The sequence below is a fragment of the Actinoplanes ianthinogenes genome (assembly GCF_018324205.1).
Classification (GTDB): domain Bacteria; phylum Actinomycetota; class Actinomycetes; order Mycobacteriales; family Micromonosporaceae; genus Actinoplanes; species Actinoplanes ianthinogenes.
On the sequence record NZ_AP023356.1, the window covers coordinates 6,547,673 to 6,561,270 of the forward strand.

At 73.1% G+C, this 13,598-nt stretch carries 11 protein-coding genes; 7 read left to right on the plus strand and 4 right to left on the minus strand.

The window, feature by feature from the left end; genetic code table 11:
* Positions 1–309 precede the first annotated feature (309 nt).
* The 5 genes from Aiant_RS29855 (at position 310) to Aiant_RS29875 (ending at position 7,044) form a co-directional block, all read left to right on the plus strand.
* Positions 310–1,812: a glycosyl hydrolase family 18 protein gene (locus Aiant_RS29855; protein ID WP_189336360.1), complete on the plus strand. Its 1,503-nt coding sequence runs from the start codon at positions 310–312 to the stop codon at positions 1,810–1,812.
* A 64-nt stretch (positions 1,813–1,876) separates the two neighbouring features.
* The gene (locus Aiant_RS29860) at positions 1,877–3,268 is read left to right on the plus strand and encodes a class II 3-deoxy-7-phosphoheptulonate synthase (protein ID WP_189336361.1); all 1,392 of its coding nucleotides are present in this window, start codon (positions 1,877–1,879) and stop codon (positions 3,266–3,268) included.
* Positions 3,261–4,280, plus strand: coding sequence for a threonine aldolase family protein (locus Aiant_RS29865; RefSeq protein WP_189336362.1), 1,020 nt, complete (start codon positions 3,261–3,263; stop codon positions 4,278–4,280). Before Aiant_RS29860 ends, Aiant_RS29865 begins: the two co-directional genes overlap by 8 nt.
* 44 nt (positions 4,281–4,324) lie before the next feature.
* Entirely contained in the window at positions 4,325–5,836 is a 1,512-nt protein-coding gene (locus Aiant_RS29870; RefSeq protein WP_189336363.1) for an IPT/TIG domain-containing protein, read from the plus strand.
* Positions 5,837–5,856: 20 nt separating this feature from the next.
* Entirely contained in the window at positions 5,857–7,044 is a 1,188-nt protein-coding gene (locus tag Aiant_RS29875) for an IPT/TIG domain-containing protein (protein ID WP_189336364.1), read from the plus strand.
* On the opposite strand, the gene Aiant_RS29880 is transcribed toward Aiant_RS29875, so the two are convergent.
* Positions 7,029–7,730 carry a CTP synthase C-terminal region-related (seleno)protein gene (locus Aiant_RS29880; protein ID WP_189336365.1) on the minus strand — a complete coding sequence of 234 codons (702 nt, stop codon included), beginning with the start codon at positions 7,728–7,730 and terminating at the stop codon, positions 7,029–7,031. The two genes, Aiant_RS29875 and Aiant_RS29880, sit on opposite strands and share 16 nt — an antisense overlap.
* Positions 7,731–7,802: 72 nt before the next feature.
* Between Aiant_RS29880 and Aiant_RS29885 the strand changes: the two genes are divergently transcribed.
* A complete protein-coding gene (locus Aiant_RS29885; protein WP_189336366.1) occupies positions 7,803–8,675 on the plus strand; it encodes a LysR family transcriptional regulator in 873 nt (290 codons plus the stop codon).
* A gap of 70 nt (positions 8,676–8,745) precedes the next feature.
* On the opposite strand, the gene Aiant_RS29890 is transcribed toward Aiant_RS29885, so the two are convergent.
* Positions 8,746–9,528, minus strand: coding sequence for a LamG domain-containing protein (locus tag Aiant_RS29890; protein WP_189336367.1), 783 nt, complete (start codon positions 9,526–9,528; stop codon positions 8,746–8,748).
* A 322-nt stretch (positions 9,529–9,850) separates the two neighbouring features.
* Between Aiant_RS29890 and Aiant_RS29895 the strand changes: the two genes are divergently transcribed.
* Positions 9,851–10,723 carry a hypothetical protein gene (locus Aiant_RS29895; RefSeq protein WP_189336368.1) on the plus strand — a complete coding sequence of 291 codons (873 nt, stop codon included), beginning with the start codon at positions 9,851–9,853 and terminating at the stop codon, positions 10,721–10,723.
* Here the strand turns inward: Aiant_RS29895 and Aiant_RS29900 are convergent.
* Positions 10,701–11,564 carry a deoxyribonuclease IV gene (locus tag Aiant_RS29900; RefSeq protein ID WP_189336369.1) on the minus strand — a complete coding sequence of 288 codons (864 nt, stop codon included), beginning with the start codon at positions 11,562–11,564 and terminating at the stop codon, positions 10,701–10,703. The genes Aiant_RS29895 and Aiant_RS29900 overlap by 23 nt on opposite strands.
* Positions 11,555–13,552, minus strand: coding sequence for a Stk1 family PASTA domain-containing Ser/Thr kinase (gene pknB, locus Aiant_RS29905; protein ID WP_189336370.1), 1,998 nt, complete (start codon positions 13,550–13,552; stop codon positions 11,555–11,557). Before pknB ends, Aiant_RS29900 begins: the two co-directional genes overlap by 10 nt.
* Between the last annotated feature and the right edge of the window lie 46 nt (positions 13,553–13,598).

The following is a 13,598-nucleotide window of genomic DNA, read 5'->3' on the forward strand; positions in this document are numbered from 1 at the left end:
GTGCGTCAGCGCATGCGGTGGAACATCAAGGAAGCTGCCCAGGCGTGCGGTATCGCTCCTGCATCGTGGGCGAGCTGGGAGGACGGGGCCATGCCCCGTAAGTACACCGAGATCTGCGAGAAAATCGCCGCTCGGACCGGCGCGAATTATCTCTGGCTTGTTGCCGGCCCTGGTGGCAAGCCTCGCGCTTCCGGGACCACGTTAAAGCGACCTTAAAGGTCTTCATCAGGCTTGACTGTTGTTAATCGATGTGACTACCGTCTCCTCAACCTTCCTTCTGGAAAGTTTCTTAATTATTGAGGAGAGCCCGTGGGCAAAACCCTCCGCCGGTCGCTGCTCGCCGGAGCGGTGGTGATCGGCGCGTCCGTGTCGGTCCCGCTCGTCACGGCGAACGCCGCGGTCGCGTGTGCCCCCGCCTGGTCCGCCACCGGCACGTATGTCAAGGACAACGTCGCGTCGCAGAACGGACACAACTACACCGCCAAGTGGTGGACCCAGAACGAGTCGCCGGCCACGCACAGCGGGCAGTGGGACGTCTGGATCGACGGCGGCGTGTGTGGTGGCACCACCACCCCGACGACCGCCCCGACCACCACCCCCACGACGGCGCCGACCACGACGCCGACCACCGCGCCCACCACGGTGCCCACCACGGCGCCGACGACCGCGCCCACCACGGCGCCGACCGGTGGCACCAGCGGCAAGAACGTCGTCGGCTACTTCGCCGAGTGGGGCGTCTACGGCCGCAACTACCACGTCAAGAACCTGGTGACGTCGGGCTCGGCCGCCAAGCTGACCCACATCCTGTACGCGTTCGGCAACACCACCGGCGGCCAGTGCTCGATCGGTGACTCCTACGCCGACTACGACCGCGCGTACTCCGCGGCCGAGAGCGTCGACGGCGTCGCCGACACCTGGGACACCGGCGCGCTGCGCGGCTCGTTCAACCAGCTGCGCAAGCTCAAGAAGGCGTACCCGAACATCAAGGTGATCTGGTCGTTCGGCGGCTGGACCTGGTCCGGTGGCTTCACCCAGGCCGCCGCGAACCCGGCCGCGTTCGCCGACTCCTGCTACAACCTGGTCAAGGACTCCCGCTGGGCCGACGTCTTCGACGGCATCGACGTGGACTGGGAGTACCCGAACGCCTGTGGCCTGCAGTGTGACGCGTCCGGCCCGGACTCCTACAACAAGGTGATCTCGGCGCTGCGCACCAAGTTCGGCTCGAGCTTCCTGATCACCTCGGCGATCTCCGCCGACGGTTCGCAGGGCGGCAAGCTGGACGTGGCCGACTACGCCTCCGGCATCGCGAAGCTGAACCTGGTCTTCCCGATGACCTACGACTACTTCGGCGCGTTCAACGCCAAGGGCCCGACCGCCCCGCACTCGCCGCTGACGTCGTACACCGGCATCCCGCAGGCCGGTTTCTACTCGGACGCCGCGATCCAGAAGCTGAAGAGCAAGGGCGTTCCGGCCAGCAAGATCCTGCTCGGCATCGGCTTCTACGGCCGCGGCTGGACCGGGGTCACCCAGGCCGCTCCGGGTGGGGCCGCGACCGGCGCCGCTCCGGGCACCTACGAGGCGGGCATCGAGGACTACAAGGTGCTCAAGGGCAGCTGCCCGGCGAACGGCACGGTGGCCGGCACCGCGTACGCCTACTGCGGCAGCAACTGGTGGAGCTACGACACCCCGTCGACGATCGCCGGCAAGATGACCTACGTGAAGAACCAGGGTCTCGGCGGCGCCTTCTTCTGGGAGTTCTCCGGTGACACCAGCAACGGTGAGCTGATCACCGCGATCAAGGGCAACCTCTGATCAGTAGGTGGTAAGTAGGGGCACCGGGCGCGAGCCCGGTGCCCCTCTTTCGTACGCTTTCCGCATGCGCCGAGAGTGGCACCAGCTCAGTCACCCGGGAGTCGCGACCTCCCGCCCGTCCACCGACTCCGCCGAGGACGAGGCCCTGGGTCTCGACCGCTGGCGGGCCCTGCCCCGGGTGCAGATGCCGCCCTGGCCGGACATGGACGAGGTGGCCTCGGTCTGTGAGGTCCTGGGCAACGTCCCGTCGATCGTCGCGCCCTACGAGGTCGACCAGCTCCGGGCCCGGCTCGCCGAGGTGTGCGAGGGCAAGGCGTTCCTGCTCCAGGGCGGCGACTGCGCGGAGACCTTCGCCGACAACACCGAGAGCCACCTGCTGGCGAACGCGCGGACGCTGCTCCAGATGGCGGTGGTGCTGACGTACGGCGCCTCGATGCCGGTGGTGAAGGTGGCCCGGGTGGCCGGGCAGTACACCAAGCCACGGTCGTCGCTGACCGACTCGCTGGGGCTGCCGGCGTACCGGGGCGACATGATCAACTCGCTGGACAAGGAGGAGGGCGCTCGCGTCGCCGACCCGCAGCGGATGATCCGGGCGTACGCGAACTCCGCCGCCGCGATGAACATGCTCCGTGCCTACCTGGCCGGCGGCCTCGCCGACCTGCACGGGCTGCACGACTGGAACAAGGACTTCGTCCGGGCCTCGCCGGCCGGCGAGCGCTACGAGGCGATCGCCCGCGAGATCGACCGCGCGCTGGACTTCATCCGCGCCTGCGGGATGACCGACAGCGAGGCGCTGCGGACGGTCAGCCTGTACTGCTCGCACGAGGCGCTCGCGCTGGAGTACGACCGGGCGCTGACCCGGGTGTCCGGCGGGAAGGCGTACGGGCTCTCCGGGCACTTCCTGTGGATCGGCGAGCGCACCCGGCAGCTCGACCACGCGCACATCGACTTCATCAGCCGGATCGCCAACCCGATCGGCGTCAAGCTGGGCCCGTCCACCAGCCCGGAGACCGCCATCGAGCTGTGCGAGAAACTGAACCCGGAGAACATCCCGGGCCGGCTCACCCTGATCAGCCGGATGGGCAACGGCAAGGTGCGCGACGCCCTCCCGCCGATCGTGGAGAAGGTGCACGCCGCCGGCGCCAAGGTGGTCTGGCAGTGCGACCCGATGCACGGCAACACCCACGAGTCGTCGAACGGCTACAAGACCCGGCACTTCGACCGGATCGTCGACGAGGTGCTCGGTTACTTCGAGGTGCACCGCGGCCTCGGCACCCACCCGGGCGGCATCCACATCGAGCTGACCGGCGAGGACGTCACCGAGTGCCTGGGCGGCGCGCAGGGCATCGAGGACCTCGACCTGCCGGACCGTTACGAGACCGCGTGCGACCCGCGGCTCAACACCCAGCAGAGCCTGGAGCTCGCCTTCCTGGTCGCGGAGATGCTCCGTGGTTGATCTGCGCTCGGACACCGTGACCCGGCCGACCGCCGGGATGCGGGAGGCGATGGCGGCCGCCGTCGTCGGCGACGACGTGTTCGGCGACGACCCCACGGTCAACGCCCTCGAGCAGCACGTCGCCCAGCTGTTCGGGCACGAGGCGGCGCTGTTCTGCCCGTCCGGCACGATGGCCAACCAGATCGCCCTGCAACTGGTCGTGCCGCCCGGCGGCGAGCTGCTGGCCGGCGCGGACGCCCACGTGGTGACCTATGAGCTGGGCGCGGCCGCGATGCTCGGCGGGATCTCCACCCGGACCTGGCCGGCCACCGGCGCCGCGCTGAACGTGGACCGGATCGCCGGCATGATCCGCCCGTCCGGGTTCCCGTCGGTGCCGACCGCCGCGATCGCCGTCGAGCAGACCCACAACCTGGGCGGCGGCGGGGCGATCCCGCTCGCCACGCTGCGCGACCTGCGCGCGGTCGCCGACGCCCACCGGATCGCCCTGCACTGCGACGGCGCCCGGATCTGGCACGCGCACGTCGCCGACGGGGTGCCGCTGGCCAGCTACGGCGGACTCTTCGACACCCTCTCGGTGTGCCTGTCCAAGGGCCTCGGCGCCCCGGTCGGCTCCCTCGTGGTGGGCAACCGGGAACGGATCGCCCGGGCCCGGGTGCTCCGCAAGCGGCTGGGCGGCGGCATGCGGCAGGTGGGCATCCTCGCCGCGGCCGGCCGGTACGCGCTGGACCACCACGTCGAGCGGCTCGCCGAGGACCACGCCCGGGCCCGCCGGCTCGCCGAGGGGCTGGCCCCGCTCGGTGTGGTCGACCCGGCAAAGGTGCGGACCAACCTGGTCCCGCTGGACCTGACCAAGGCACCGCTGGACGCGCCCGAGCTGGCCACCGAGGCGGCCCGGCGCGGCGTGCAGATCGCCGCGATGCTGCCCAAACTTGCCCGCCTGGTGGTCCACCTGGACGTCGACGACGCCGGCATCGACGAGGCGATCTCGGTGCTCACGGTGCTGCTCGCGTAGTTTCCCAAAGGTTTCGCGGCCGGTTGCCGATGGGTTTCTTCGCTATGGCGAAGACAAATCGGGCCCGCCGGGCCACCGCACTCACCGCCACTGCCCTGGCCGTCGTCAGCAGCGTGGCAACCTCCGTCGCTCAGCCGACCGTGGCTCTCGCCGCGGTCGGCAGCCGGGTCGCCGCCGCCGCGGTGCCGGTGGTCACCGTGGCCTCCCCGGCCACCGGGGACGCCGCCGGCGGCACCGCGGTGTCGATCGCCGGCGCCGGGTTCAAGAGCATCAACCCGGCCAACCTCAACTCGGTGCTGTTCGGCACCACGCCGGCCGACCGGATCGTGATCCTCTCCGACACCCGGCTGGTCGCGGTGAGCCCGCCCGGCACCGGCAACGTCGTGATCAAGGTGGTCAACCCGGACGGGCCGAGCACCGGGACCTCGGCGAAGTTCGGGTACCGGATGCGGCTCGTCGCCGACTTCGCGGACACGCCGGCCAAGGCGAGCGGCGGCACCGAGATCACCGCCGAGGTCAGCGGCGGCTCGATGGGCGCGAGCGCGTCCGCGTTCGCCGCGCTGAAGGTCACCGCCAAGGTCGGCGGGGTGGCCGCGAGCCGGGTCACCTGGGTCGACGCGAGCCACATCAAGATCACAACCCCGGCCACCACCAAGGCCCTGCCCGCCACCGTCCAGCTGTTCCAGGACGGGTACGCCGGACCGGAGTCCACCGGCACGGTCGCGTACTACCCGACCGTCGCCTCGGTCTCGGCCGGCTCGCTCGCCGCCGAGGGTGGCGCGAGCATCGAGATCAAGGGCACCGGCTTCCTCGCCGTCGACCCGGACGACCCGGCCGCGGTGACCATCGGCGGAGTGCCGGTGACCAGCTTCGACGTCGACTCGGCCACGCTGATCTACGCCGAGGCGCCGGCCGGTGAGGTGGGCACGGTGTCCAAGGTGCAGGTGACCACCCCGGGCGGGACGACGCCCGAGGCGGAGGCGCCGGCCGTGGCGTACCGGGGGCCGATGGCCGTGGACACCTCCGGCGACCAGTTCGTGCGGGCCTCCGGCGGCATCCACGTGTTCGCGGTCACCGGCGGCACGCTCGGCGACACCGCCCGGGACTTCGCCGCCGCCAAGATCGCGGTACGGCTCGGCGCCACCAAGCTGACACCCACCTACGTCGACGCGACCCACCTCAAGGTCACCCTGCCGGCGATGACCACCGAGACGGCCGACCTGGTCGTGCTCCAGGACACCCTCGTCGGGCCGAAGGTCACCCTGCCGGTCGCGCCGGTCGTGCTCAGCCTGTCGGCGGTCACCTCGCCGCTCGCGGGCGGCGGCACCGTGCAGATCAAGGTGGCCGGCGCCGGCTCGGGCGCGGCGACCGACTTCACCTTCGGCGACAACCCGGCGGACTGCCGGACCACCGGCAGCGGCACCGGCCTGACCTACGTCTGCACCGTCCCGGAGGCGGCCCAGGCCGGCCCGACCTGGGTCCGGTTCACCTCCGGCACCGGCACGGCGAGCCGGTTCACCGGCACCGCCGCGTTCAGCTACACCGACCTCGACTGATTCCGGAGAGTCCGATGGCGATGAAGAGCAGGATCGCCGGCTTCGCGGCGGTGACCACGATCGCGCTGACCGGCGTCTCCGCCGCGGCCTACGCGACCGAGGAGGTCACGCTGACCCCCGGCTTCACCAACGGGATCGCGGCCAAGGCGACCGGCGGCACCGTCATCCCGGTGACCGTCACCGGCGGGACGGTCGGCGACACCCCGACGGCGTACTCGGCGCTGCGGATCACCGCCAAGGTCGGCGGGGTGAACGCCGTCGTGGCCTGGGTGGACGCCACCCACCTCAGGGTCACCGCACCAGCCACCCCGCGGGCGACGAACGCCACCATGCAGCTGTTCAGCAAGGGGGTCGGCGGACCGGAGTCGAGCGCGACGGTGGCGTACGCCCCGGTCGTGACCACCGCCGCCCCGGCCCGGATCAGCACCGACGGCGGCGCCACCGTGGCCATCAGCGGCGCCGGCTTCCTCGGCGTGAGCGCCGACAACCCGTCCGCCGTCACCTTCGGCTCCACGCCGGCGACCTCGTTCACGGTCGACTCGGCCACGAAGATCACCGCGGTCGCGCCGCCCGGCACGAACGGCGCCGCCACGATCATCGTCACCAGCGAGGGCGGCGCGAGCGAGGCGACCGCGAAGGGCAGCGTGCTGTACCGCGCGCCGCTCGGCGTCGACCTCAGCGGCGACCCGGCGGTCAAGGCCAGCGGCGGCCCGCTGGTCCTCGCCGTCACCGGCGGGACCCTGGGCGACACCCCCACGGCGTTCGCCGCGGAGGCCGTCACGGTGAAACTCGGCACCCGGAGCCTGGCCGCGGCCTACGTCGACGCCGGTCACCTCAAGGTCACCCTGCCCGCCGTCACCACCGCGACCGCCCAGGTCACCGTGGTGCACGACACGATCGCCGGGGAGCCCGCCGAGGTCACCGTGGTGCCGGTGGTGACCGCACTGTCCGCCAAGACCGACACCGTCGCCGGCGGCACCACGGTCACCGCGAAGCTGGCCGGGGTGGACGTGGCCACCGCCACCGACTTCGCCTTCGGTGACAACCCGGCCGACTGCTCCCGGGTCGGCACCACGGTGCCGGTCACCTTCAGCTGCACGGTCCCGGCGGCCACCACGGCCGGCCCGACCTGGTTCCACTTCATCGCCGGCAACGGCCAGGCCAGCCGCTTCACGGCCGCGGCCGCCTTCAGCTACACCGACAACTGACGGGCGGCCAGGGCGGCGCGGGCGAAGCCGCGGATCAGTGGGTGCGGGGGCTCGTCGGCGAGTTCCGGCTGGAACAGCGTGGCGAGGTAGAACGGGTGGCCGGGCAGCTCAGCCACCCGGACCTCGCCGGCGTCGTCGTGGCCGGTGAAGCGCATGCCGTGCGCCGCCAGCAGCGCCAGGTGGGCCGGGGAGAGGCCGTAGGAGCAGTGGTAGCGCTCGACCGTGCGGGTGCAGCCCAGCAGTCGCTCCACCAGTGATCCCGGGGTCAGCGCGATGGCCGCCTCGTGCCCGGCGAGCGAGCAGGACAGCGGGACGATCAGCTCGTCGCCGCCCGGCCCGTCGTCGTTCTCCGCGTGCCGGGCGGTGGCGAACCCGCAGACGTCCCGGGCGAAGTCGAGCATGGCGTGCTGGAACCCGCCGCAGGTGCCGAGGAACGGGATGCCCTCGACCCGGGCGGTCCGGGCCGCGGTGACCGCGCCGGTCTCGCTCCGGTACGGGCTGCCCGGCAGGAGCCACACCCCGGCGAACCCGAGCAGCGCCGCCGGGTCCTCCGCGGCCGGCGTCGGCACCCAGTAGGCGTCCAGGTCCAGGCCCTCGCTGTCGCGCAGGGCGTCGATGATCGTGGGAATGCGGGCGTGCGCGCGGACGGCCGGCGAACGGTCGCCGACCAAGGCGATCGGAATCATGCACCCATCCTGGGCCGTCTCCCGAGATCAGGTCCAACGATCATCGGTGCACACGGCATTAGGGTTCCTGATGTGGACCCGCACCTGCTGCGCACCTTCGTCACGGTGGCCGAGACCGGCTCGTTCTCGGCCGCCGCCGACCGTCTGCGCTACACCCAGTCCGCGGTCTCCCAGCAGATCGCCACCCTGGAGGCGGACCTCGGCACGCCGCTGCTGACCCGCCGCCCGGTCACGCTCACCGCGTCCGGCGAGCGGTTGCTGCGCCACGCCAGGATTCTTCTGGTACGCCTGGAAGCCGCCCGTGCCGACGTCACCCGCGCCACCGCCCCACCCGGCCGGCTGGCCCTCGGCCTCACCCCGCTCGCCTGGTCCGCCCCGGTCGCCGCCGCCCTGGCCCGGATCCGCGCCGCGTCGGCCCGCCTGCAGACCCGGCTGCTCGTGGCCGCCCTGGACCGGATCGTCACCGCCACCGCCACCGGCGCGCTCGACCTGGGCCTGGTCGACGGCTTCACCGCACCCAGCGACCCGCTGCGCCTGCCCGAGCCCGGTGACCCCGGTGCGCTCCGGGTGACCGAGAGCCCGGCCGTGGTCGCCGTCCCGGCCGGCCACCCCCTGGCCCGGCGCACCTCGGTGGACCTGGCCGACCTGGCCGACGCGTACTGGATCGACGCCCCCGCGGTGGCCCCGTTCGGCCGGCTGCCGGTGGACGGGCTGCGGGCCGGGCTGCACTACGACGGCGCCGAGGTGACCGTGCTGACCGGGCTGGTCGCGGCCGGGCACGGCCTGGCGGTGCTGCCGGCTCCGCTACTAGCCGGCAGTACCGCCCTGGCCGCCGTTCCGATCGCCGTCCCGCGCCTGGTGCACCGGGTCGAGCTGCTGCGCGCCCCGGCCACCACCGCCCCCGAAGACCCGGCGACCCACCTGTCCGCCCTGCTGACGGGCTGACCGGCCCAGTCTTTCCCGGGCCCGCCCGGCGAGGTCCGGTCGGCGGCCGAGGGTGGCACGAAATCGGGGGTCAGGCCGGGCGGGTGTCCCGGGCGATGGTGGCGATCTCCGCGGTGGACAGGGCCTGCGGGTACGCCCGCACGTCCTTGATCGAGCCGGCGAACCGGTCCGTCCAGGCGCCGTCGTACCAGGTCCGGCCGGCCTGGATCGGCCCGGCCGCCGCCCAGGCCGACGCGTGCGGGACGGACTCGTCGGCGGTCCCGTCGACGAAGAGCGTGATGGTGCCGCGGTCCGCGTCGTACCGCCCGGCCAGGTGGGTCCAGGTGTTCAGGGCGGGTGGGGAGGCGGACGACGGGCCGTCCACCTCCGGGCCGGCGCTGTCCGAGCGCGGCATGATCAGCCGCCAGGAGTCGGCCGGCTTCTCGTACTCGAGGACGAAACCGCTGCTCACCTCGCCCGGCTGGGACAGCACGCCGTGCGGGGCGCGCTTGTCGGTCAGGTAGACCCAGGCCATCACGGTGAAGCTGCGGTCGGTGCGGACCGCGGGCGCCGATCCGGCGGCGTAGCCGCCCGAGGTGAGCTGGAGGGCGCCGGGCGAGCCGGGCCGCCAGCCGGCCGCCGCGCTCAGCGTCGCGGCGTTGCCGCTGCCCGAGGCATCGCAGGCGATCGAGCCGGCGCCCTCGCCGAAACGCCACCACAGGACGGGGGTGCTCGCCGTGCCGGTGGCCGCGGCGGAGGTGACGGACGGGCAGGCCGGCGGCGGGGCGGCGCCGCCGGTGCCGGAGGCGGCCGGGAGCGCGCTCGGAGCCGTGGTTCCGCCGGAGCGGGCGCGCGCCAGGCCGACGGCGGCCACGACCAGGACGAGGGCGAGCGTGGCCGCGCCGGCGAGGCGGCGGCGGGGCCGGGGACGGGTACGGCGGTGGGGGGTGGCTCCGGGCGTACCGAGAACGGGGTGTCGGCGACAGCGGATCCGGCGCCGCTGAGGGCAGCGCGAGCCGAGCGGACGTCGCGCCCGGAAGCGTGAGCCGAGAGGACGTCGTGCCGGGGAGCGCGAGCCGAGCGGACGTCGTGCCGGGGAGCGTGGGGTGGGCGGACGTCGTGCCGGGCAGCGTGAGCCGAGAGGACGTCGTGTCGGGGAGCGTGGGGTGGGCGGCGGAGGGCGCGAGCAAGGCCGGATGGGTGCCGGAGGGCGCGAGGAGTGCCGGATAGGCGCCGGACGGGGCGGACAGCCCGGGGGAGAGCAGGCGGGCGGCGGCGTCGCGCAGGCGGTAGGCGAACTCGGCGGCCGAGCAGGCGGCCGGCCCGTCCGCGAGCAACCGGCCCAGGCCCGGCACCGCGGCCAGATCACGATCGGTCAGCATCCGGCCCAGCAGGGTGGCCAGGGCGGCGACGTCGGCGCGCGGCGAGGGCGAATCCGCGAGCGGGGCGGGACGGGCCAGGTCGAGACCGGTCAGCAGCGGACGGCCGTCGGGGGCCAGCAGCACGTGCTCGGCGTCGATCCGGCCGTGCGTCGTCGGCGGATGGCCGGCGTGCGCCCAGGCCAGCGCGTCGGCCAGGGCCGCGGTCAGGGCGAGCGCCCGGTCGGCCGGGACCGGACCCGAGCGCAGCGCGGCGGCCAGCGTGACGCCCTCGACCAGGTCGGCGGCGAGCCAGGCGCGGCCGGTCGGGGTGATCCCGCCGGTCCGGACCGGGACGATGCCGGGGTGGCTGCCGAGCCGGGCGGCGGCCGCGTACCGGTCGGCGAAGTCCGCCTCCTGCTGCCGGCCGGCCACGTAGCCGTGGAACAGCGTGAGCACCACCCACTGCTGGGAGTGCTGCTCCCAGGCGTGGTAGGTGACGGCCTCGGCGCCGGAGCCGATCCGGCGCAGCCGGGTGTAGCCGGCCGGGGTGTCGAGGCCGGGTCCACGCGCGCCATCCACCTGAACCGGCCTCCCCTCGTCTCCGCCTGCCGCAACGCCCCCGAGGAAACGCGAAAGGGGCCGGTACGGCAAACCGCCGTCCGGCCCCTTCAAGATCGCCGAAAGGTCAGGTGTCGCGCAGCCCCTTGAGCAGGGCGATGTCGGCCGCGTGCCCCTCGTGCTCGACCGTCGGGGTCTCCACGATGATCGGCACGCCGGCGGTGGCCGGATGGCGGAACAGCTCCGCGAACGGCGCCGTGCCGATCGTGCCCTTGCCGATCGTCTCGTGCCGGTCCCGCGTCGAGCCGCAGGCGTCCTTCGAGTCGTTCGCGTGGATCAGCTGCAACCGGCCCGGGCCGGCCGCGGCCACCAGGGCGTCCAGGGTCTCGGTCATCCCGCCCGGGGTGGCCAGGTCGTGCCCGGCCGCCCAGGCGTGGCAGGTGTCGAAGCAGACGCCCAGCCACGGGTGCCGCTCGACGGCGGCCAGGTAGGCCGTCAGGTCCTGCACCTTCGACGCGAGGCTGCGGCCGCCGCCGGCGCTCGGCTCCACCAGCAGTTTCGGCAGGTCCTCGGCGGCGGCGGTCTCCAGCAGCGGCAGCAACTGCTCGTGCAGCTGGTGCATGGCCTTCTCGGCGTGCGCCTCGTCGACCGAGCTGCCGGCGTGGTAGACCACGGCCGTCGCGCCGATCGCCTTGCCGCGCCGCAGCGCGTGCTCCAGCGTGGCGATCGACCGCTCCACCGTCAGCTCGGTCGGCGAACCCAGGTTCACCAGCAGCGACGCGTGGATGTACGCGGGCAGCTGCCGCTCCCCGATCCCGTCCCGGAACAGCGTGTCCTGTTTCGGGTCACCGGGCGGCAGCGCCCAGCCACGGGAGTTGGAGACGTACACCTGAAGGGTTTCCGAGCCGGCGGCGTCGGCGTACGGGAGGGCGGCCTTGGCCAGCCCGCCCGACGTCTTCGTGTGCGACCCGATGCGACGGTCTAGAAGCACTGGAGCTGCACCGCGCTCTGGGGGGCGAGCTGCGTGTTCGGCCCCGGGTTCTGGGCGAACACGGTGCCGTTCGGGTTGATCCCGCCGATCTGCACGACCAGGCCCAGGCCCTCCAGCGTGCCCTTGGCCTGCTGGCACGGCTGCCGGTTCACGTCCGGCATGGTGACCAGCGGCGGACCGTTGCTGACGTCCAGGGTGATCTCGGCGTTCTTCTCCACCCCGGTGCCGGGTTTCGGTGTCTGGGCGAGCACGCTGTCCTTCGGCTGGTCGCTGTCCTTGGACCGCTCCAGCACCTGGAGACCGAGCTGTCCCAGCTTGGAGCGGGCGTCGTTGATGTTCATCCCGACCAGGTTGGGCACCGTGATCGGCGCGCGGCCCTTGCTCAGCACGACGGTGACCGTCTCGCCGGGCTTCAGCTCGGTCCCGGATTTCGGCGTCGTGGAGATCACCACGCCCTCCGGGGTGGTGTCGCTGTACTGTCCCTTGCCCTCCTTGTATTTCAGGCCCAGCTCCTCCAGCGAGCCCTTGGCCGCGGCGGCCTCCTGACCGGCCAGGTCGGGCACCGCGTGCACCTCGGGGCCGAGCGACATGATCAGGGTGATCGTCTCGCCCTTGACCACCCGCTCGTCCGGCCCCGGGTTCTGGCTGACCACGGCGTCCTTGGGGACGGTGTCGCTGTATGCACCGGGCTCGGCGAACAGGACGCCGAAGCCGGCCTTGTCGGCCACCTCCTGCGCCTGCGCGCGGGGCAGGTTCACCAGGTTCGGCGCGTCGGTGTAGCGGCCCAGGGTGAGCCACCAGGTGCTGCCGAGCACGACCACGGCGATCACCGCGATCAGCGAGACCAGGGTGACCCGGCGGCGGTCGGCGAAGAAGCCCTCGCCGTGCGGGTCGGGACCGGACCGGCGGTGCGGCGCGGAGCTGCGGCCGCCCTGCTCGGGCAGCCGGGCCCAGGACGGGCGCTGCCCGCCGGGCGGACCGTAACCGCCGGGCACCGGCGGGACCAGGGCGGTGGCGCCGGCGGCCGGCACGGTCGGGACCAGGGCGGTGGCGTCCGCGACCCCGGGACGGCCCGGGATCTGGGGCATCATCGCGGTCTCCACGGTCAGCGTGCCCAGGCTGTCGCGGACCGACTGGACCTCGGTGAGCAGCCGGCCGGCGTCGGTCGGGCGCTCGGCCGGGTTGCGCCGGGTGGCCCGGGCGACCAGCTCGTCGAGCGCCCGCGGCAGGCTGGCGACCAGCGTCGACGGGGCGGGCACGTCGTTGTCCACGTGCTGCCAGGCGACCTCGACCGGCTCGGCGTCGTCGTAGGGCACCCGGCCGGTGAGCATCTCGAACAGCACGATGCCGGCCGAGTAGACGTCGGTGCGGGCGTCGGCCTGGCCGCTCTGCACCAGCTCCGGCGCGACGTAGGCGACCGTCGCCATCAGCTGGCCGGACTCGTCCACGGTGCTCGCCTCGATGGCCCGCGCCAGACCGAAGTCGGCGACCTTGACCACGGCGTCCACCAGGTCGGCCGTGCCGCCGCTGGGCGCCTCGGCGACCAGCACGTTCTCCGGCTTGACGTCGCGGTGCACCAGGCCGGCGCGGTGCGCGGCGGCGACCGCGGCGAGCATCTGCTCCAGGATCGCCAGCGACTCGACCGGGGTCAGCTTGCCCCGCTGCGCCAGCAGGTCACGCAGGGTGCGGCCCTGCACGAACTCCATCACCAGATAGGGCAGGCCCTGATGCCGGCCCTGGTCGTAGACGGCCACGACGTTCGGGTGGGTGAGCCGGGCGATCGTCTTCGCCTCGTCGGTGAACCGATCGACGAAGTGCACGTTCGTGGCCTGCGAGGGGTGGATGATCTTCAGCGCGACGGTGCGCGCGAGCCGCTCGTCGGTGGCCCGGTACACGGTCGCCATGCCACCACGGGCGACGCGACCGGTGATCCGGTAGCGCCCGTCAATCGTTGTGCCGATCAACGTATCGGCGACTGTGGTGTCCATCGGCGTGAAGTGTATGTGTCTTTCCGGTGGGGGTGACCCAGGATGT